Annotated in this window: 15 protein-coding genes; 8 read left to right on the forward strand and 7 right to left on the reverse strand. The window is 44.3% G+C overall.

Annotated elements, in window-relative coordinates:
- Nucleotides 1-148 precede the first annotated feature (148 nt).
- The gene (locus AACR11_RS01450; RefSeq protein WP_017190213.1) at nucleotides 149-1,129 is read right to left on the reverse strand and encodes a GlxA family transcriptional regulator; all 981 of its coding nucleotides are present in this window, start codon (nucleotides 1,127-1,129) and stop codon (nucleotides 149-151) included.
- Nucleotides 1,130-1,175: 46 nt separating this feature from the next.
- Complete coding sequence (locus tag AACR11_RS01455; RefSeq protein WP_029788143.1) at nucleotides 1,176-4,211, reverse strand: M6 family metalloprotease domain-containing protein; 3,036 nt, start codon at nucleotides 4,209-4,211, stop codon at nucleotides 1,176-1,178.
- A gap of 265 nt (nucleotides 4,212-4,476) precedes the next feature.
- Here AACR11_RS01455 and AACR11_RS01460 point away from each other — a divergent pair, with 265 nt between their 5' ends.
- The 3 genes from AACR11_RS01460 (at nucleotide 4,477) to AACR11_RS01470 (ending at nucleotide 8,844) form a co-directional block, all read left to right on the forward strand.
- Nucleotides 4,477-6,792 (forward strand): M9 family metallopeptidase, encoded by a 2,316-nt coding sequence (locus AACR11_RS01460; RefSeq protein ID WP_079325475.1) that lies wholly within the window; start codon nucleotides 4,477-4,479, stop codon nucleotides 6,790-6,792.
- Between the two features lie 173 nt (nucleotides 6,793-6,965).
- A complete protein-coding gene (locus AACR11_RS01465; protein WP_005445992.1) occupies nucleotides 6,966-7,676 on the forward strand; it encodes an EAL domain-containing protein in 711 nt (236 codons plus the stop codon).
- 229 nt (nucleotides 7,677-7,905) lie between these two features.
- A complete protein-coding gene (locus AACR11_RS01470; protein WP_050921390.1) occupies nucleotides 7,906-8,844 on the forward strand; it encodes a universal stress protein in 939 nt (312 codons plus the stop codon).
- 178 nt (nucleotides 8,845-9,022) lie between these two features.
- Here AACR11_RS01470 and gnd read toward each other — a convergent pair whose 3' ends face one another.
- From gnd to zwf, 3 genes are read right to left on the reverse strand one after another with little or no spacing between them, the layout of a single operon-like run.
- Nucleotides 9,023-10,471 (reverse strand): decarboxylating NADP(+)-dependent phosphogluconate dehydrogenase, encoded by a 1,449-nt coding sequence (gnd, locus tag AACR11_RS01475; RefSeq protein WP_005445995.1) that lies wholly within the window; start codon nucleotides 10,469-10,471, stop codon nucleotides 9,023-9,025.
- 40 nt (nucleotides 10,472-10,511) lie between these two features.
- Nucleotides 10,512-11,228, reverse strand: a complete 717-nt coding sequence (pgl, locus tag AACR11_RS01480; RefSeq protein WP_009697496.1) for a 6-phosphogluconolactonase — start codon at nucleotides 11,226-11,228, stop codon at nucleotides 10,512-10,514.
- Nucleotides 11,225-12,727 carry a glucose-6-phosphate dehydrogenase gene (gene zwf / locus AACR11_RS01485; protein WP_079325477.1) on the reverse strand — a complete coding sequence of 501 codons (1,503 nt, stop codon included), beginning with the start codon at nucleotides 12,725-12,727 and terminating at the stop codon, nucleotides 11,225-11,227. Before zwf ends, pgl begins: the two co-directional genes overlap by 4 nt.
- 545 nt (nucleotides 12,728-13,272) lie before the next feature.
- Between zwf and AACR11_RS01490 the strand changes: the two genes are divergently transcribed.
- Together AACR11_RS01490 and AACR11_RS01495 are read left to right on the forward strand one after the other, a co-directional pair.
- On the forward strand, nucleotides 13,273-14,211 hold the full coding sequence (locus tag AACR11_RS01490) for an AraC family transcriptional regulator (protein WP_029788138.1): 939 nt from the start codon (nucleotides 13,273-13,275) through the stop codon (nucleotides 14,209-14,211).
- A 122-nt stretch (nucleotides 14,212-14,333) separates the two neighbouring features.
- Nucleotides 14,334-16,469: a TonB-dependent siderophore receptor gene (locus tag AACR11_RS01495; protein WP_079325479.1), complete on the forward strand. Its 2,136-nt coding sequence runs from the start codon at nucleotides 14,334-14,336 to the stop codon at nucleotides 16,467-16,469.
- 160 nt (nucleotides 16,470-16,629) lie between these two features.
- Here the strand turns inward: AACR11_RS01495 and AACR11_RS01500 are convergent, their stop codons facing one another.
- Both AACR11_RS01500 and AACR11_RS01505 read right to left on the reverse strand, forming a co-directional pair.
- On the reverse strand, nucleotides 16,630-17,316 hold the full coding sequence (locus tag AACR11_RS01500; RefSeq protein ID WP_029788136.1) for a response regulator: 687 nt from the start codon (nucleotides 17,314-17,316) through the stop codon (nucleotides 16,630-16,632).
- On the reverse strand, nucleotides 17,313-18,932 hold the full coding sequence (locus tag AACR11_RS01505; RefSeq protein WP_005446007.1) for an ATP-binding protein: 1,620 nt from the start codon (nucleotides 18,930-18,932) through the stop codon (nucleotides 17,313-17,315). The genes AACR11_RS01500 and AACR11_RS01505 overlap by 4 nt, the downstream gene beginning before the upstream one ends.
- Before the next feature lie 580 nt (nucleotides 18,933-19,512).
- Here AACR11_RS01505 and AACR11_RS01510 point away from each other — a divergent pair.
- The 3 genes from AACR11_RS01510 (at nucleotide 19,513) to AACR11_RS01520 (ending at nucleotide 22,290) form a co-directional block, all read left to right on the forward strand.
- Nucleotides 19,513-19,740: a hypothetical protein gene (locus tag AACR11_RS01510; RefSeq protein WP_005446009.1), complete on the forward strand. Its 228-nt coding sequence runs from the start codon at nucleotides 19,513-19,515 to the stop codon at nucleotides 19,738-19,740.
- Nucleotides 19,741-19,890: 150 nt separating this feature from the next.
- On the forward strand, nucleotides 19,891-21,306 hold the full coding sequence (locus AACR11_RS01515) for a TolC family protein (protein WP_029788135.1): 1,416 nt from the start codon (nucleotides 19,891-19,893) through the stop codon (nucleotides 21,304-21,306).
- 3 nt (nucleotides 21,307-21,309) lie between these two features.
- Complete coding sequence (locus AACR11_RS01520) at nucleotides 21,310-22,290, forward strand: HlyD family secretion protein (RefSeq protein ID WP_005446013.1); 981 nt, start codon at nucleotides 21,310-21,312, stop codon at nucleotides 22,288-22,290.
- Nucleotides 22,291-22,299 lie beyond the last annotated feature (9 nt).

Consider the following 22,299-nt stretch of genomic DNA (forward strand, 5'->3'; position numbering starts at 1 on the left):
AACCAACTCATTTATATTCGAACGAAAATAGCAAACGTTTGCCATTTTCGTTCGAATGACCGAGCAAGCATTAAACGACTAAAGAAATGATAATCTTATTAATAACATTACATGTAGAGTGGCTATAGACCATAAGATAAATTTATAATTAGACTTTTGCTTGCTTTTTCTTGCGATATTCAAGTGGTGAGCAATCATTTTCTCTCTTGAATATCTGCCTGAAAAATTGTGTATCCACATAGCCAGAACGACTAGCGACCTCATCAATGGACAGTTTTGTTGATCTCAACAACTCTTTAGCGAAAGACAAACGACCTAGTTGAATAAACTTAAGTGGACTAATAGAGGTCGCATCTTTAAAACGGCGCTTTAATTGCCTCTCTGACAAACAAGCTTCATTCGCTAGGTCGCTGATGGTAACGATGTCCAAGTCCATAGTAAGAATCCATTTTTGGATTTTAAGAATTAGCTCATCCTTGTGTTGCATGTAGCGAAAGACATCACAATATGAATGCGAGTTTCCACTCCCTTCTATTGTGCTTAAGAATTGGTTACCTAGGTTTCTAGTCTGTTTTCCGAAGTACTCTTCGACAATCTCCAACATGACGTTTGAGTGAGAGTACGGTCCTGAAGATAAGTAGAGATTCCCATCGATGAGCGCTTTCTGCTCAGTCACTAACATGATCTCTGGGAAAAGCTCTCTAAAAAGGTGGGCGAAGTATGAGTGCATTACCGCTTTGTTCTGCTGCAAAAGCCCCGCCTTCGCAACGACAAAAATACCGGTATCAATGGCAACTATTTTGCTGCCTTTTTTATGTAATTTTTTGATCCAATCAACCAGTGCAGGATCAATCTTATCAAGCGATTCTAAGGGGTCTCCTATGGAGCCAATAATTAGTATGTTAGTAAAATCAAAAGATTGCCATTGAGAAGTTGGTTGAACGCTTATCCCTCCTCGACCGCTCAATGGCCGGTTGTTTGGCGTTACGATATGTGTCATGAAACCCGGGAACTCAGCAAACTCAGCCGCTGTTTCTAGGATCTCTAATGAGCTTATTATTGACGCAAAATACCTCCCTGTCGGAGCTAATGCTACGACACGGAGGTTTTTCTTATTGTTTTCCTTCAATCTGCATTCATCCTGTGCATATAAGGCAATGAATTATAATGCTTTTCTACGGAATATCATTCCTTATTATGAATCTGTACAAATTATTACTCTTTGTTCTTAGGCTAATTAGCATCATACACAAAGTAATCCACAAGCCCATTGAGCCACCTTCTTCACTTTTACCAGGATCGGTTTCCGACACAACAGCTTGCTTAACGACCACTTCAACGGTTTTGGTAATGATCGCGCCATCTTTGTCGTTTACCGCCACTTCAAACGTCAGCTTTTCACTTTTCTTGCTGACTTTCGGTAAAGTCACTTCCACATTTGGTGTCTCTGTGGTGGTAAACTTAGCGGTAGTTCCTGAAACTTGGCGCCATTTGAACGAGTGATCAGCTGAGTCAACATCTTTTAGATCAAGGGCTGATAATGTAACTTTGTCGTTTTCTAGGCCCTCTTTACGGCTTGCTTTTACCACAAACGTTGGCTCATCATTGACCGCTTCAATCGTTATTACAGCCGTTGCAGTGTTAGATTCACGCCCGTTTTCTTTCACAATTGCAAATTCAAACTGGTCGTTACCAAAATAGTTTTCATCACTTTGGTAGGTATCGCCATCTAACTTACCATGCTTAGGCGCGGTTTTAATCACGATGGTGTCACCCTTCTCCAATCCTTGCTGCTGACGTAATTCAAGTGCTAAAGGCTTGTCTTCTTGGGTTTTGTATTGAAGGTTGCTCGCTGTAACAACTGGAGAATTGACGGTGATAACAACTTCACCTTCAGCCGTCGTACCAAAATCGTCAGACACTTGATACTTCATCACTGTTCTCTGCTCAGGAATATCTGAAACAGGTACTGAGTAACGAATTTTCTGCCCAGCAATTTCTGCACTGCCAATCGCTGGCTTTGTCGTAATTTTGTCCAACTTAATGGTGTTATTTGCATCAGAAGAACGATCGTTCGCTAATACATCAATCGTAACGCTTTCACCACTCATTAACGTCACAGAGTCTCTCTGGGCAGTAATGCTCGGTTTTGCTTGAGGTTTTTCTAACAAAGCAGCAAACGGATAGTTACGACCACGACCTTCGCTTAAACCATTCGTCTTGTACGTATTTGTAGTACCGAAAAACTGTTTCTTTTTCTGTCCGTTAGACAAGTAAGCATCCAAGAATGAGTAGCTGTACTCTGGCTTCGCGTTTTCTAACTCAATCACCAACAGCTGTTCGCCGTCATCAATCTCAAATGGTGCAGCAAACATCACTCGACCGCCCGAATCAGGAATCGCACCCGATGACACTTCAACTTGTGTATCAACGTTGATAGATGCATTCCCCCAGCGGTTAGTCGTTAAGTCATACTTAAACATGCGGTAGCGCATATCGGCATTTGGCTGAATTGGTTTCGCATACAAGTAGAAACCTACCAATGTCTTGTAACCTTCGTTGTTATCTAACCCAAACCCTATTGTGTTATTGCGTGAGTCTTCATAAACGTAAGTTCTTGACAGTGAGGTGATCCACGCCGATTTATTGTTTGAAGAAGGAATTGACGCTCGTAGCGATCCATTTTGCGCTGTGCTCGCAATATCATTAATTGAGATATTGGTTTCGCGCCCGCCAGTGATTGTTTTTAGCGAAGGCGATGTATCGTCCGTAACTGTCACTACATTGCTTGAACCAGGGAACACGTCCCCCTGATCAGACCAACCACGCGTTTGTAATTCATCAAGCCCATCCGCTTGGAAAACCTGTACTTGCATTGGACCATTGTCGTTAAAGCGATTGTCCACGCTCACTGCTGTGATTAGTAGCCCTTCACCAGATAACGCACGGTCATATTGGTTTTTGCGGCGGTTTTCGAAGTACGCTCTAGGTCCTTGTTGCTTCAAGTAAGGGTCGAGATACATCACTCCCTCGCCTTGTGCCGTTTCAATGGTCGCGGAACCAGAAGTATCAATGACCTTAGGTTTAATGAAACCAGCAGCTTCCTTACTCCACGCCAGCATATTGACCGGAGTTTCCCCTGCGTAGCTATCGCCTTGTTTTCTTGCCCAGCTTCCTCCGCCCATAAGACCCCATTGGCCCACGGAACCAGAATGCTTGTAGGAGTATAAATCCGGAAGTCCAAGCATCAAGTGTCCAAGCTCATGGGCAATGACCCCCATCGTAGACTGATGATTGCCTTGGAAGTCCGCAAACAAACAGTAATCACGGATCGTCTTACCATCGATCTCAACTGTATTGTGACTGAAGCGGTGAGGCCAGATATATGGTGTGTTAATTGAGCCCGCAGATTTATCGTATCCTGCAAATACAAACATCACCGACAGCTCATCAGGGCTAATTTTGTCATCGTTGTTATCGTCGTAAGTCGACAAATCTACGTAACGATCTAACTTATCGTAAGCCGCCTTGAACGCCGCTTTTAGCTTACCATCACACGTCGAATCATTTTTTGAATGGCAATTCGGATGTGCAATGTCCAGCGTAATATCGATAACACCATCATTCGCTGTGCCTTGTGTTTCTCTTGCCGGTTCAACGATATAACGTCCGTAACTGTTCTTGTGGAAGTAGTCTTTGACGCTTTGTTGGTTGTCACCAAAAATCACATCGGTAAAGTCGTTCACAAACGCTTCATCATTGAAGCTTACTTGGACAACCAACAAAGGCTGATGCTTTGGGTCATCTGTCGCGTTAACCGCTCGAAGTGGCGTTTGCTCAAAATAGGCATCGCTTAGCGGATCAATACGACTAGAAGGTACTAAAGAGGACGTCGGACTGACTTTTTCTTTTAACAGTGCTTTCACTGATTGTGGTGTTTCTAATTTGGCTTCCACACCAATTGAAGTCGCAACAAAGCGACCATCAACCACTTCGTGTTGACCATAAAACCATCCTGTATCTTCGTCATAGACGTAGATAATGCCTTCCCGGTCTTGATACCAAAAAGATTCTTGGTCGCCATAAAGTTTTAGCTCTTTCCTAGAGCCGTCATTTAATTGGAATTCATGCCAAGTAGGTGCAGGTAACGTATTAGCATGGGCAAAAGAAGCCATCAGTGTACTGATGATCGGAAAATATATTTTTTTCATATACTCGTCGACTAAGGTTAAAAAGTGACGTTATGTATATCAAAATCAATTTTTCCTTCCCAATTAACAATTCTACTAACGTTATAAAAAATGGTTATCTGATTAATATCACATTTAAATATCCTCAAGGATCATAAGACATATTTATTTTCTTATTAAATCCTATTATTTAACTATGGATTAGTAAAAATATATATTTAAATCCCATTTTAATTACAATACTAATTCTATGAAAAATATTACAACCGCATGTCTTCTTTTATCCATGCTTGGTGTTTTAACTGGATGTGGTGGCGATGATTCTTCCGGAGGTGTCACGACGGTTCCTATCGCTGATGTGGATTCCGGCGATAAAAATGATGACACCACTGACGCAGATTCAGATTCAGATTCAGATTCAGATTCAGATTCAGATTCTACAGCAGATGATGACGATACGGATACTGTCAACGATGACGACACCGTTACCGATGATGATACAACATCAGACGATGATAAAGACTCAGATGATGACACTACGGGTGATGATGACTCTACCAAAGACGACGGAACCACTGACGACGATACTGACGTAGATGACGATACCGAGCTTTTCCCACACAAAGGAAAATGTACTGTTACGGAACTTAACCTTGACCGAGTTAATATCGAATCACGTGTCGCCAACAGCGACTACGAGTGTATGAGAACTTGGTTCTCCCCTTCTGCTGAACAAGCAGATACCGTTTTTAGCACATTGAGTGTCACACGAATTAGCGCTGGCTTAAAAAAAGCAATTGAAGCTTATAAAGGGAAAAAGGAACAAGCTCAGCAGATTTATTACTTGGGCGAGTTTATCAAAGCAGCGTATAAGAACCGACACGACACGTTTGCACGAGACTTACAGCCTTTCCCTTCGGAATTGGGCGCAGAGATCGCCGCTACGATCCAAGAGTTTTTACGCTCACCACACGCATTAACAGATGGACGTGAACAACAAGAAGCACTGGCATCCATGTTGATTGTTGTTGATAGCATTAGACAACTTGCCATTGCCGCTCCCGATGTATTCGCTGTCCTCGATACCTTTTCTGAAGACAAAAGCGAGAGCTACTATTATCGCAAAGCGATCAACAATGTTTTTATCGCTATGGCAGGCCATTCCCAAACCAAAGCGTTTTACGATCTTATCGAGTCTGACCCACGTTATATTCATCGTTTGAGTGCTTTTATAACCAACAACGAATGGGCGATCGGAACGGATTCTGAACAATTACTCGGCAACGCCGCCCGTGAGCTCGCTAGACTTGTCAAAACCCAAGATGCGAGCACAAAACAAGTCGTCATCGATACTTTACGTAGCTTGTTGGCACGTTACCCACTCGGTGGTAAATCGGACCGAATATGGGTTGGTATTGCTGAAATGGTCAATGCTTATGCGCCGGATTACCTAGAACAACTCGGGCTTGGTAATGCGAAGCAAGATCTAAAACAGAAAATCATGACATTCAGTTACGACTGTCGTGGACCTGCGCAAATACTCGCTCAGGAAATGACTGAAGCTCAAGCAGTGACAAGCTGCGAAACATTGAACCTGAAAGAAGATGACTTCCACCAAATTGTTAACACGGGATATCAGCCTGTCGCTGATGATCATAGCGACAGTGTTGACGTTATTGTTTTTAAAACCAAAAACGACTATTCAACCTACTCTAGCTTCCTATTCGGCAACACGACCAACAACGGCGGACAATTCCTCGAACGAGACCCTTCCAAGCAAGGAAATGTACCTCGATTCGTCGCTTATCAAAACGGATGGGATGACGACTTTTCGATTCTAAACTTAGAGCATGAATACATTCACTATTTGGACGGACGATTTAACCAATACGGTGACTTCCACGAGACAATGCGCGAAGGTAGCATCGTTTGGTGGTTAGAAGGCTTCGCTGAATACATGCACTACAAAGACGGCTATACCGCGGCATTAGTACTTGGTAAAGACAAAACTCATACATTAGATGAAGTGTTCCGTACCAACTACAGCGACGGTTTGAATCGTGTTTACCGTTGGGGCTACCTAGCCGTACGCTTTATGTTAGAAAAGCACCCTGAAGACGTAACCGAGCTTTTGGGATATTCACGTACCGGACAATACAAAGAGTGGGTTAAACTCCTTGAACGACTCGGTCCTGCCTACAATACAGAGTTTCACTCCTGGCTAGATGAAGTAACCAAAGACATCGATGACACGGACATTTCTAAGCCGAAGCCAAAAGAAAAACCGAAGAAAATTGAGCTCAATACCAGTGTTCAAGTTAGTGGTGAAAAGTTCGCAGAGAAACTTTTCTTCGTCGACGTGACGCAGAACTTCAATCAATTGGAAGTATCGATTACTGGTAGCGGTGACGCCGATTTATATGCTTGTTATGACAAAGTCTGTCACTACTTTGAGTACGAGTGGACCAACTTTACTCATGGCAGTAACGAATCCATTTCGATTCCAAAGAATGAAGACGGCACCATAAAAACGGGTCAATACTATTTCAGCATCAGTGGTCGTGACGAGTTCGACGTAGAGCTATCAGTGGTCGCGAAATAAGCCACTCTCAACCTTCATTAAGCACCTGCTTTCCTCACGGTGCTTAATGAACATTAAATATAATTTATAGCGCTATTATAATTCTTAATTTCCTGAAGTAATTACTTTGGATATAAAATGCAAAACAATGCTTAAGTGTAACGTCGTAATATTAAATTGAAAAAGTGAATAATATGCAAAGGAATAAGCCTTACCTGCCTAACTTCAAATTGACTGACTTTGATATAGAAACATTAGTACAACCTATCATTTGCCCTAAAAGTCAAGAAATTCAATATTACGAAACGTTATCGAAGATTTGTACTTTTGACAAAAATAACATTAATAACGACGTCTTCTTTTCAATTGTAGATAATTCGTTTATTCAAACGCTCGCTTTACAGCAAATTCAATTTTCTCTCGCCCAATACCCACACCAGCGACACTCATTTAATATTAAGCTTTCATGTTTGGCTGACGAGCACTTTGTACAAAAGCTCTTAAGCTTCAACGGAGCCAAGTTCGCATTAGAAATCAGTGAACTTGATTGCTATACCGAATCGAAAGAAATACACCATAACTTGTCGCAGTTACAGGCAAACAACATCGAAATTTGGTTGGATGATTATCATAGCAACAACAAACTCGCCAATATGTCGCTCGACACCATCTTTTGGGACCGTATTAAAATCGACAAAAGCTTCCTCAAGTACGCGGATCTAGAGTCTATACAAGCGTTAGAGTACTTCTTAGCACCATTTTGTTCTCGTGGTTTGATTTTTGAAGGTGTTGAAGACGCTCAGCATCATCAGATGCTTAAAGAGTGCCACTCTTTGGTCCAAGGCTACCACTATTCGCGCCCTTACCCATTGCAGTCTGAAGAAGCTGTTTCGTTGTGTTCTTAACAAACGACTTTCTTTTCCTAGCCATTCCTCCAGATAACGAAACGCCCAAAGATTCCCTTTTTGGGCGTTTTCACTTTCAAGCCGCGTTCAAACTCAATCATCCGTAATCTAGCTAAGGTATTGATCTCAGTTTGCACATCCAATTTATGTTGTTTCAGGCCAAGTAACCACACTATAAACATGGAAATATTACCTTTCTGATACAACACTTAATAAAAAGGAGGTGCGTATGAAAAGATTCAAAAACATCTTGTTCGTTAGCCAAGGATTGGCTGGCAAAAGTGACTCACTGGAACAAGCAATGAAACTTGCCACAATCCATGACGCTCGCTTATCTGGGCTTATCGTGTGCCCTGAGATGCCATCCAATATGCGCGAATACCAACAGACCTACGAAAATTCTCTGATAGACTCACTATTTACTGACATTAAAACCGCACAGTTGAACGATCCTTTCTCTGACGATGTAGAGCCGTTCCCAATCAGCGTTGAGAGCGGTGACAAACCTGTTGTCTCTATCATTCAACAAGTTAATAAACACCACTACGATCTGGTAATCAAAGATGCTGAGCCACTGGATGAGGGAACAAAAGGGTTTAAAGCGCTCGATATGAAATTATTGCGTAAATGCCCTTGCCCTGTATGGCTAAACCGAGCAGCAAAACATGTAACGGTATCGAAACGAGTGGCGGTGGCTATCGATCCCATCATTTCCAGTGAAGAGCAGCAAGAATTAACCATCCATCTTCTCCAGTTAGCCCACTCCATCGCAGACTCCTACAACCAACAATTGCACATCGTGTCTTGTTGGGAGTATCAGATGGAAAGCTATCTTAGGCATCATATTTGGATTCAGATTGAAGATGAAGTGCTCGATCAACAAATCGATGCTCACCGAATCGCACACCGTGAAGCATTGGATTCCATCATCCAAATTTCTGAAATTGATGGTGAGTTCTTTATCCATCACTTGCACGGTTCCGCTGATGAGCAGATACCAAACTGGGTCAATAAAGAGGATGTAGATGTGCTTGTAATGGGCACCATTGCTCGAACGGGCATTCAAGGCATGGTCATTGGTAATACTGCAGAGAATGTCTTGCAGTCACTCGACTGTTCTTTGGTGGCGTTAAAACCAAAGAGTTTCGTTTCTCCCCTTTCGGTTTGAATCAAAACTCCAACACCTGGAGGGAATATAAGGACGAAATATGCCTATATGCCCAAGTGACTTCAAGGTATGGATTCTGAGCGTTACGTTAGATTTGAACCCAAGGAGCACAGGTTGCAACAGTCATTAAAAAAGGATGCCACTTGGCATCCTTTTGTTTTAAATCACTAAAGCGCAATTAAACGTCGTAAGTTGTCGACGCTGTGTTACCGCCTGTACCAGTCCAGTTTGTGTGGAAGAATTCACCACGTGGACGATCCGTACGCTCGTAAGTGTGAGCACCGAAGTAGTCACGTTGAGCTTGAAGCAGGTTAGCTGGTAGACGAGCAGTTGTGTAACCATCTAGGAAAGATAGCGCAGAAATCGTACATGGCATTGGGATACCAGACTCTAGAGATTTCGCTGCTACTTTACGCCATGCCGCTAGGCTGCCTTGTAGGATGTTTTTGAAGTACTCATCAGAACCTAGGAATGCGATATCTGGGTTCGCTTCGTACGCATCACGAATGTTGCCTAGGAACGCAGAACGGATAATACAACCACCACGCCACATTAGTGCTACGTTACCGTAGTTTAGGTCCCAACCATTTTCGTTCGATGCTTCGCGCATTAGCATGAAGCCTTGAGCGTAAGAGATGATTTTAGATGCTAGTAGTGCTTGACGTAGTGCATCAACCCACTCTTGCTTGTCGCCTTCAACTGGTGTGATTGTCTTACCGAATAGAGACTCAGCTTCAACACGTTGGTCTTTCAATGCAGATAGGCAACGAGAGAATACAGATTCAGAGATAAGAGTCAGTGGAATACCTAAGTCTAGTGCGTTGATACCAGTCCATTTACCAGTACCTTTTTGGCCCGCTGTATCTAGGATCTTCTCTACTAGTGGTTCACCGTCTTCATCTTTGTAGCCAAGGATGTCAGCAGTGATTTCAACAAGGTAGCTATCTAGCTCAGTCTTGTTCCAATCTGCGAATACAGCTTGCATCTCATCTGCAGACATACCAAGACCGTCTTTCATGAACTGGTAAGCTTCAGTGATAAGCTGCATGTCGCCGTATTCGATACCGTTGTGTACCATCTTAACGAAGTGACCTGCACCATCGTTACCAACCCAGTCACAACAAGGCTCACCAGCGTCAGTTTTCGCTGCAATACCTTGGAAGATAGGCTTAACAGCTTCCCACGCTTCAGCAGAACCACCAGGCATAATTGATGGACCGAAACGAGCACCTTCTTCACCACCAGATACACCAGTACCGATGAAGTGGATGCCTTTTTCACGTAGTGCAGCAACGCGACGGTTTGTATCTGGGTAATTAGTGTTACCACCGTCAATAATGATGTCGCCTTTGTCTAGTAGAGGTACTAGAGCTTCGATGAACTTGTCTACAACTTCACCTGCGCGAACCATCAACATCACTTTACGTGGCGCTTCTAGCTTCTCTACTAGTTCTTCTAGAGAGTATGCACCGATGATGTTTGTGCCTTTCGCCGGACCTTCCAGGAACTCGTCTACTTTAGCAGCAGTACGGTTGTGAGCCACAACTTTAAAGCCGTGGTCGTTCATGTTTAGGATAAGGTTTTGACCCATTACAGCAAGGCCGATTACACCGATATCACCTTTCATTGTTTCTCTCCAATTGTCTTTTATTCGACCAGCGACCGTCTTAAACGATTTTCGCCGCTGCGTCTAAATCTAAATACCATTCCGTCAGACCCGATGTCGCTTGGATCTTCGCCGCCGGATATGGAAGTACGCGTGCTGGTGAGCTGTTAATCTCCTCAATGATATCTGCTTTACCAGCACCAAGTACTAAGTAACTGATGCGCTTCGCTGCTTCTAATACGCGTGCCGTCTTTGATACGCGAATCTGACCAGACTCAGGATGAGACGCCAACACTGATAGGTTCTCATCATCGTAGTTTGTCTGACCTGGGAACAGTGATGCAGTATGACCATCTGCGCCAACACCAAGCAAGATCCAATCAAACACAGGAGTGCCATTTTCAGTTGGAATCACTTCTGCCATCTCTTTCGCAAAACGTTCTGCTTCTACTTTTGGCTCTTCTTCACCACGGATACGGTGAATGTTCTCAGCAGGAATATTGACCTGCGTAAAGAGTAGAGCATTTGCTTCGCCATAGTTGCTTTCTGCATCATCAGGTGCAACGCAGCGCTCATCACCCCACCAGAAGTGGAGGTTTTGCCACTGAATTGACGTCGCGTAAGCCTCTGTTGCCAGAAGCTTAAACAGCATTTTAGGTGTGCTGCCGCCAGAAAGAGAGATGTGAACAGGTCGGCCCATTTCGCTAAACGCTTTCATATCGTTAGCAAGGCTTTCTACTACCTGCTCTGCTGTTTGGTAGATCTTGTGGTTGATCATAGTTCGCAGTAGTCCGTATCTGTTAGGTTTTTACAAGGGAAACGCCATGCGCGGTTAGCTCGCTGTAGTAAGTCGTCCGCTTCTTTTGGTCCCCATGTACCACATGCGTATCCGAATAACGCTTGTGGGTCTTGCTTGAAATCTAGAATTGGTTGCACGTATTTCCAACACGCTTCAACCGCATCGCTACGAGCAAATAGCGTCGCATCACCGTTTAGGGCATCAAGAAGTAGACGCTCATAAGCAGTTAGCATTTGGGTTTCTTGCAGGTCAGCGTAGTGGAAGTTCATTTTCACTTCCTTCGCTTTAAAGCCTGCGCCCGGCTCTTTCAGACCAAAGCTCATTTGGATGCCTTCGTCTGGCTGAATACGAATAATCAGCTTGTTCTCTGGTGCGTTTTGTCCAAACACTGGGTGTGGTGTTTGTTTAAAGTGGATAACCACTTCTGTCACGCGAGTCGGTAGACGCTTACCTGTACGTACGTAGAAAGGCACGCCATTCCAACGCCAGTTGTTGATGTAAGCTTTCAGACCGATGTAAGTCTCAGTACGAGAATCGTCTGCTACGCCGTTCTCTTCACGGTAACCTGGAAGTTGTTGACCACGAACTTCAGACGCCGTGTACTGACCCAATACAAGGTCGTTGCGAAGTGCGTCTTCATCCAGTGGTTTAAGACACTGAAGCACTTTCACGACTTCATCACGCATCGCGTCAGCATTGATTTGTGCAGGTGGCTCCATACCAACCATTGCCAGTACTTGTAGCAAGTGGTTTTGGAACATGTCGCGAACCGCACCTGAACCATCGTAGTAACCGCCACGCTCTTCTACGCCTAAGAATTCTGCGCCTGTGATTTCCACGTAATCAATGAAGTTACGGTTCCACAACGGCTCAAACATAGCGTTAGAGAAACGAAGTACAAGCAGGTTTTGAACCGTTTCTTTACCTAGGTAGTGGTCGATACGGTAGATCTGATGCTCTTGGAAGTGTTCGTGGATCTCTTTATCCAGTAAACGCGCTGATTCAAGGTCGTACCCGAATGGTTTCTCAATGATCAGACGCTTCCAACCATCTTCCTCATTGTTCAGACCGTGAGCTGCAAGGCTTGCAGGAATCACGCTGTATAGGCTTGGTGGCGTTGCAAGATAGAAAAGCGTATTACGTTGTTCGAATTGGTATTCGTTTGCCAGTTGGTCTAAGCGTGTCGCCAACTTGCTGTAATCTTGTGTGTCAGAAGTATTGATTGCTTGGTAATGCAGGTGATTGATAAATGCATTAAGCGTTTCTGGCTCAGTTTTCTCCATTTCCTGAAGCGATTTTTTCAGCTTTTCGCGGTAAGAATCGTCGCTGTACTCAGTACGACTTACGCCAAGAATGGCAAAATTCTCTGGAAGCTGTTTGTTCGCATAGAGGTGGTAGAGAGCAGGAATTAACTTACGGTACGTAAGGTCACCTGAAGCACCAAAAATAACGATGCTGCTGTTTTCTGGTATTACCATCATCTTTCCCTTAAAAACGAGGTACTTATTGTGTGCCCGGATACGGCTAAAGGATTGAGCCAACCCTATCAATGGCACTCAAAAATAGAAAATTGGTCTTACCTATTACGTTGATAGGTAAAGCCTATAGTCTCAAATCACTACAACTACTGAGCCCCTTAAACATAGTCTGGTTCTCAACATTTGGAGGTCATATAAGACGCTTATGTCTCTCGAGTACAACCTTGCACTCTTCGGAGGAGATTTCCGACACGGGGGCGTATTGTCTACGACTATTTGATTTACATCAACACTTGGCGGTGCAAACGTTTAAATAATTTACACGAATCATCATAATTAATTGAATTAAAAGAAATAAATACCCTGCCCAGTCTAGTGATAAAATTTAAGCAAAAACTCTAAAAAGATTATTTATTGTTCAATTTTGCAATCCATTACATAAGCTCTGTGCACTATGCAGAATTTACAACTCTACTTCATAGTTGTTGATAATGATACTTAATTAAAGATAATGGAGAATTCTATCAACACACGTTAGGACTGCTATGAATCAGGGCTCAGCAAAACAGCAATCGACGCATCGTATTCAAGGCGTATTGGATTACATTCATAGTAATCTTGATTCCCCTTTGAGCGTTGATGACATCTCGCAACAAAGTTGCTGGTCTCGCTGGCAGTTGCAGCGCGTGTTTCAGCAGCAAACAGGACTTTCGGTTGCAAACTACGTTAGAGAGCTTAAGTTAAGCTACGCAGCAGAGCGATTAGTCGGCGGAAGTGAGCGCTCTTTGGATATTGCGCTGGAAATGGGGTTTGCCTCCGAGCACGCATTCAGCCGCGCATTCAAGCAGATGTTTTCTGTCAGCCCTCGCGAATATAGAAAGAACCAACAGTTATCAGGGTTACGTAAACCATTTACGTTACGCCACCTTCCAGAAGCGTCACACAATGACGGGCACTTTATCGAAGTAAAGATAGAAACGAAACCAAGCTTTTATCTACAGGGGCTTTCTCAACCAATCAGCGGTTTGTTCTCCCCTTCTCCAAACTTCCATTACAAAGTCCCGCAGTTGTGGCTTCAGCTTTCTCTTATTGCCGATCAAGTCGAAGAGTCACCAGTTCGCCATCTCGGTGTTATTGATGTTACCCACCCTCACTTTGATGGTTCGAATCTTCAATATTGGGCAGGTTATGAACTCGACGACAATGTCCATTTACCAAGCATTCCAAATGCAGTGTCTGACCAGTTAGAGACCTTATTCGTACCACAGCAAACTTATGCCGTAATCACTCACATCGGTAAGGCAGCGAAACTTGCACAAACCCTTGAGTGGTTCATCATGTGTTGGTTACCTGCTTCAAATTATCGCGGCGTCGATGGGTATGAGCTTGAAAACTATCCGGCAGACTACCAACCCGACAGTGATAGCGCCCAAATGCAATACTGGTTACCCGTAGAGCGTTGTTACAGCCGACACTCGAAGTAAGAGAAAAGTCCTATCCTTTAGAGCGAGTTGCACCAAATTGTTAACTTTTCTATTTTTCCTATCTATAAAATACAAATGACAATCATTATCAATAAATAGAAAAAGTAGTGGAATTAGGAAAAATGGAAACCCCGATTAAATTTCATCGCTCAACACTTGCAGTTGTTGTTTCTGCGCTGATCGCAGGACACGCTGTTGCTGACGAAGACGTAACTCAACTCGAAACAATGACCGTATTAGGTAAGACTTACCGAAATACGGCAACAAAAACGTCATTAGAACCAGAAGAAACCCCACAGGCAATCACCATCATCACGAAGGATGAAATGGATTTACGCGGAGTGAGCACGGTCAGCGAAGCACTTCGTTACTCATCTGGTGTAAATACCGAACTGCGCGGTGGTGCCGTTACGCGTCTAGACCTATTCAATATCCGTGGTTTCATTAACTACACCAACTTCTACGATGGTCTCCCTCTCCTATTCAACGGTTGGAACTTACAGCCACAAATTGATGCAGCTGCGGTTGAGCAAGTTGAAGTGTTCAAAGGACCTACGTCTGTTTTATATGGAAACATTCCACCAGGCGGCATGGTCAACATCATCGCAAAGACTCCGCAATCCGAGCCAGCTAACACGGTATCAGTCAGTACTGGCACCAACAGCCTGAAAGAAGTGAACTTCGACACCACTGGGCAAATTGGTGACTCAAACGTGAACTACCGCATCGTAGGGATGGCGAAACAGCGAGATGGTCAAGCAGAGACATCAGAAGACGAGCGTTATCTGATTGCGCCGTCATTCGACTGGCAAGCGACAGACAACACGCTTGTTAATGTCAACGTGTACTACCAAAACGATCCTTCGGCAGGTATTTACACCACAGTTCCAGTAGCGGGCTCCGTTCTCGATAACCCACTCGGTTCGTTGTCTCCTGATACTTACTTGGGCGACAAAAACTGGAACACCTATGAACGTGAAGTGTTGATGATTGGCTACAAAATTCTGCACGACTTCAACAACAACTGGCAGTTCTTGCAAAATGCACGCTACATGACAGCTGACTCGTACCAAGAAAACACGTACAACAGCCCATTAGCCGCTGATAATCGTACGATTGGTCGTAATGCTTACCTCACGGATGAAGATTCAACTTCATTTGTGATTGATAACCAATTATCAGGTTACGTTGCCCATGGCAATTTCGAGCATAACTTGCTACTAGGGTTAGATTACCAATACCTAGATTCTGATGTGAAATACAAAGACACCTTAGGTTACTCACTTACGCAAGACATCTTTAATCCTAATCACAATCAGATTGACCGCGACGCTCTAAAGTTCGCTTACCAGCAGGCACTGGATATCAAGACGAAACAGCTTGGCGTTTACTTCCAAGACCAACTTCGCTACAACAACCTTGTGATGATTGCCGGACTTCGCTGGGATAAATACGAATCCGACACCAACACTGTGAGTGATTACCTAGGCACAGTCACACCGAGCAAGGAAAAGCTTGATGAAAACAACGTATCTTTCCGAGTTGGTGCGTTATACGAGCTTGATTTTGGTCTGTCTCCTTACCTGACTTACTCAGAGAGTTTTGAACCAATCGCGGGGGCTGATGCATCAGGTAAAGCGTTCGACCCTTCTACTGGTCATCAATGGGAGCTGGGCTTCAAATACGCCCCTCTGGGTGGTGACGTATCAGGCAACCTAGCGCTGTTCCATATCACCAAGAAAAACGCGATCTTGACCGATCCTAACAACCCATACGCACCGCAATACCAAGCTGGTGAAGTGGTTTCTCAAGGTGCAGAGCTAGAAGCGAAATGGCAAGCAACGCCGCAAGCTGACCTAACGCTAAACTACACCTATATCAATATGGAAATTAAAGAAGACAGCTATTACCACCAAGAAGGCAAAACGCCAGTGTGGGTACCAGAACAAACCGCTTCTTTATGGGCAAATTACTACTATGAAGGTACTTTAACAGGGCTTCGCACCAGTGCTGGCGTTCGTTACGTAGGTAAAACAGAAATGGATGCACAAAATAGTGACCAAGTGCCAGATTACACCTTGGTTGACCTAGCGGCGAGCTATGACTTATCGGCGGCTTCACAATCACTCGACGGCGCAAGCGTCACGCTGTCTGCGAGCAATATCTTTGATGAGGAATACTACAGCTGTTACGACAAGAACAACTGTTGGTTTGGTGCTGAACGATCTATCGAAGCGAAGCTTGAGTACAAGTTCTAACGCCTAACAAGCCGCTCAAACAAGTTCTTTTTCGAGAACATAAAAACAAACTGTATATTTCACAAATCAAAAGCGGTGGCTACCAATAAGCCACCGCTTTTCATTTCTCTTAGCTTTTACTACAGAGCGCTTCTGAACAGTATTTAAAGTTCGAGTTGAGTTACCTTGTCACTTTTCTGTAGCAACGCTCAGGTCGCCCTACCGTGCCATAATTTAAGTCTGCCTCTAATTCACCAGAACTGATCAAGTATTCCAAATAACGTCTGGCCGTTGTTCGGCTGGCACCAATTTGCTCTCCAGCGTCATCCGCCGTATACATCTCTTCACCGACGAACAATCCTCGAATTTTATCCAAAGTTACCCCATCAATCCCTTTGGGCAATCTGTGCGACGACGTGTCTGGTACCACATTTGATTGCAGCATCTTATCAACTAAATTCTGGTCCAAGCTTTCTGCGACATGGAGTTGTTGGCGTTGCGAAATGTACTTTTGCAATGCAGCCTCCAACCTTGGAAACATCACTGGCTTAAGCAGATAATCAACTACACCACCTCGCATCGCTTGTTGCAGTGTATCTACGTCTCTTGCCGCGGTAATTAAAATCACATCACAAGTTTGATTGTTCGCACGAAGCGTATTGAGGATCTCTAATCCTGTTCCATCGGGTAAATACACATCCATGAGCAGCAAATCAGGCTTGAGCACCTCAAGCTGTAATTCTGCTTCCATCCGTGTCGTTGCAATGCCCACCACTTCCAAGCCAGAGAGTTGGCTCAGATATTTATGATGTAGCTCTGCAATGGCAATATCATCCTCGATGATCATGACTCGCGTTGCCGTATTCATACTTGTTCTTCCTTAGGCAAATACACGGTAATTCTCGTTCCATGTTCTGTATTTGGTAGCATCTCAACATAACCGTGATAACGCGTCGCCAGTTGATTAACAAGATGCAATCCCACACCTCGATTCTGACGCGACTTGGTTGAAATGCCCTTTTTCAAAAGCTCTTGTGGCTCAATGTTTTCCGGCAGTCCACACCCTTGGTCGACAACCTCTAAAATCACTTCGTTGCCATAATCACTGATCGACACATCAATGCTGCGGCGCTCTAATGCAAACGCAGACTCAACACGAATAGCAGACAGCGTCGCATCGAAAGCGTTGTCGATTAGGTTGCCAAGTACCGTGACCAGATCTTCTGCATTTAACCACTCAGGTAATGGCTCCAATCGACTGCCTTCTTCTACCACTAACTGTAATCCCAGTTCACGTGCACGCTCGGTTTTACCCAGTAACATGCCAGCAATAAGCGGGTCTTTGATGGTATCGCGTAAAAACTCTATCATCGCTTGATAGTGTGCTGTCTCTTGCCCAATCAATTGTTGAACCGCTTCGAGTTCTCCCATCTGAACCAATCCGCTGATCGTATTAAGCTTATTTCTGTGCTCGTGAGTCTGAGAGCGAAGCAAATCGGCGTATTCTTTAGTTTGCGAAAGCTGTTCAGTAAGTTCGTTTATTTCATCACGCAGACGGAAACTGGAAACCGCACCGACGATTTTTCCTTCGACGTAGATTGGCGAACGGTTGGCAATTAAACGCTTGTGATTAAGGAAGATCTCGATATCGTGATCTTCTTGCCCTGTTTCCAGCACGGTATACAAATCGCTGTCTCGCAGGGTATCTGTCAGCGGTTTGTTTAGAGCCGATTCCCTTTCAATTCCTAAAATCTGACACGCACTTCGGTTGATGGAACGCAATACACCTTGGGCATCAATACTCAATACCCCTTCTTTAATGGTGCTCATGGTGACGTCGAGTTCACCGTACAAACGTCCAATTTCCTCTGGTTCAAAACCCAAAATGGCACGCTGAAATTTTCGGGATGCATAGTTGGAAACAATCGCGTTGGCAGCAACAACGATCAATGCCATTAAGATAAGGAATGCAAAGAAAGGCTCGATGCGGTCTTGTAAGCGTTCCAGCAAATAACCGACCGAAACCACACCAATGATGTTGCCTTGTTGATCGAAAATTGCCGCTTTACCACGGACGGAATAACCCAATGATCCTTGAGCCGTCGAGATGTATGACTTACCTTCCACCAGCGCTCGTTGGTTGTCGCCGCCTTTCATTGGCTTACCGATGCGCTCGTCGACAGGGTGAATCAAACGCACACCATTTTTATCCCCAATCACAATGAACGCAGCACCAAGTGCCTCAGTCATTTCACGAAACCGCTGTTGATAAGGATCGGTATTCTGAGACTCAATCATTTCGCGAACAATATGAGAAGTAGACAAGAAACGAGCAACGCCAAGCGCTTTCTCCCCCATCTCTTGTTCTTGGTCGAATTTTAGGTAGGTAAAGCCCGCAGCCACCAGAATAAGAAGTTCGATCAAACCCGACAGCGTCATAATAATAAGCATGCGCTTACGAAAGCTGATCCGACTCCAACTCATTGATATTTCCTTTATCTTCGCCAGTTTTCCACGTCACTGTGGCACACTTGCATAAGTTAACACTGAGTTAACATGCTCGCTCTAATCAAATGACAAATCTGTGAACAGACGAAACGTTCTGAACGGTTTACGGTTAATTTATAGGCGTGCCGTGCTTTCTTCAGTTCGAACAAACCCGTTCCAACACTTAGCTCTGTCACTCATGGCTCATTTAGCGCATTTATAGCCGCCGTGAAATATCAAAATTCAATCATAATGCTAACGAAATAATGTTGTAATTTATTCAACATCATACATAAATTGCCATCTAAATCTTGAACATGATCACACCAAATTTAGCGGTTTTTGAGGCGTTTTTAGACTTTCGATCGTATAATTTTTAGTCAAGAAGCCTAGCAGAGCTTCGAATAAAGAAAGCAGCCAACTGGAAGTCTATTTAACGCTCAACACTTGCGTCAGTAAATTGAAGATACATTGATAAAAATACAAATACTGACCGTAGGACAACCACTTAGACACCATCTGCAATTGCAATAACTATAAACAGAGGTGCTTTTATAGTTAGAAGGAACACCAAAACATGGAACGCGATACATTTGGAATTTGCCTGAATAAGGCTATGCTGTCAGAGAATATGTATTCAACGTTTACGCACGTCAGGGCTTATGAAAAGAGTGACACCAGTTCTTCTGATCTCAAGGTGCTGCTTTCATTCCCACAGATGAGTGGTAAAGACTTACTGAATACTATGCGAGGCTCTCGTCAGCTTGAGTGGAGAGCAGAATTTCACTGCCCTTCGATGAAGTGAATCAGTACAAGTCACACAACAACGGTGCGTCCAGCTAAGCCCCACTTAACTGGGCGCAACATTTAACCAACATTTCTTTTGCCCAATCACTTAACACTTTGTAGTGAATACTTTATATTAGAGCTTATACTCTAAAGCAAAGTAGCCACTATGAAACAAACCGGAAAGTTCTGGATTTTGGGTCTTCTCAGCAGCTCAATTTCTCTTGCCTGTCACTCGGCTCCCATCACATTCGATGATGCATGGAATTTGTTGTTAGAAAACAACTATTCCCTTAAAGCACAACGTGCCAATGTTGAAAGCTACGAATACCAACAAAGCGCAACTGATAACCTCAATTTGCCGCAAGTCAGTATTGGTGCGAACTACACACGCTTAGATACCGACGTAACACTGTCTGGTCAGCAAATTCTCGACAGCACTGGGCAACACATTAGCGTGCCACCTGTTTTCCAACCTATTTTTAGCGCTCTTGCGAATACCACATCGACGATCACCGAACGCGACATCTTCTCTTCTTCGATTCGTGCTATCTGGCCGATATTTACTGGCGGTCGCATCAATGCAGCTCAAACCGCCGCAGAAGGTAAAACGGACGAGGCAAAAAGCCAACTCGCAATGGAGCAGCAAGCTCGCTTTGAAGATCTCTCCAAATACTACTTCTCGGTCGTGCTCGCCAAAGAAGTATTAGCAACACGTCAAGCCGTAGAAAAAGGCTTAACCAAGCACCGTGATTTTGCGATTAAAATGGAAGAGCAAGGTCAAATCGCCCGTGTTGAGCGCCTTCAAGCGGAAGCGTCATTAGACAAAGCTAAGGTCGAGACGCGCAAAGCCGCCAGTGACCTGAGTATTGCCCAAGCGGCTTTGGGCAAGATCTTAGCGCAGAGCGATTCAGTAGAACCTTCAGAAACGCTGTTTATCAACAACAACCTTCCACCGTTGAGTGCGTTTGTTGATCAAACACTACTGACCTACCCCGGCTTAGATTTGTTGGATGCCAAGCACAAACAAGCGTCGAGCTTAATCAAAGCCGAGAAAGGCAAATACTATCCGGAAGTTTACCTATACGGTGATTACAGCCTATATGAAGACGATTCCCTTGCCAGCCAAATGAAACCGGATTGGCTAGTGGGTGTTGGCGTTAACATCCCTCTGATTGAGTCCACTGGTCGTAGCGAGAAAGTAAAAGCAGCACAAAGCATGGTCACCCAAGTGGATGCGCTGAAATCACAAGCGAAGCAAGACTTGTCGCTTCTGGTACAAAAGACCTACCTAGAAGCACAACAAGCCATTGATGAAGTGCAAGGTCTAGAATCTAGTATCGCTCTTGCGGACGAGAACCTACGCTTGCGCGAAAAAGCATTCACTCAGGGCTTATCGTCCTCTTTGGATGTCGTTGACGCGCAACTGTATGTCGCCAGCGTAGAAACACAGCAATCAGCGGCACGTTTCCGTTATCTGATTTCTTTAACCAAACTATTAGCACTGAGCAGCGAAATGAACAGCTTCGCTCAATACCAACATACTGCTTACGTTCCAACATCAGCATCCAAAGAGGCAAAATAAGTCATGGCAGCAAAATCTCTAAAACCCGCTCTACTATCACTGTGTGCTTTGGGTGTCGCTTCTTGGGTTGGCTACCAGTTCTACCAAGCATATCAACCAGAACCGGCACGTTTACAGGGGTTGATTGAAGCGCAGCAATACAGCATCTCTTCAAAAGTCCCAGGTCGTATTGATGAAGTCATGGTGCGCAAAGGCGATGATGTCGAAAAAGGTCAGTTGATCTTTACCCTTCACAGCCCAGAAATAGAAGCAAAATTGGAGCAAGCCAAGGCAGGTGAAAAAGCCGCTGGCGCATTGGCCCTAGAAGCAGAAAAAGGTGCACGTGAGCAACAAATTCAAGCCGCAAAAGACCAATGGTTGAAAGCGAAAGCGGCTGCAGATTTGATGGAAAAGACCTACCAACGTGTAAACAACCTTTATAAAGATGGCGTAGTTGCGGAGCAAAAACGCGACGAAGCCATGACGCAATGGCAAGCATCTAAATACACAGAAAGCGCTGCATTCCAAATGTACAACATGGCGAAAGAAGGCGCGCGTAGCGAAACCAAAGTCGCAGCAGCAGAGAAAGCACGCATGGCGGCTGGCGCAGTAGCGGAAGTAGAAGCGTACGCCAAAGACACGCAAATCTACAGCTGGTTTGATGGTGAAGTCTCTCAAGTTTTACTGCAAAGCGGCGAACTTGCACCTCAAGGCTTCCCGGTTGTGACGGTTATTGATACCCAAGATTCTTGGGCAACACTGAACGTACGCGAAGATTTGCTCAAACACTTCACCAAAGGCACGACCTTTAAAGCGTACCTACCAGCGCTGGATAAAGACGTTGAATTTAAAGTGACTCACGTTGCTGTAATGGGTGATTTTGCTACATGGCGCGCGACAGACGCATCGAAAGGTTTTGATCTTCGCACATTCGAAGTTGAAGCTCGCCCTACCCAACCAGAGCCTGAGCTACGCATGGGCATGAGTGTTGTGGTTGAGCTGTAATCGCGTTGG

Source organism: Vibrio sp. L85, from assembly GCF_963871815.1.
Lineage (GTDB): Bacteria > Pseudomonadota > Gammaproteobacteria > Enterobacterales > Vibrionaceae > Vibrio > Vibrio harveyi.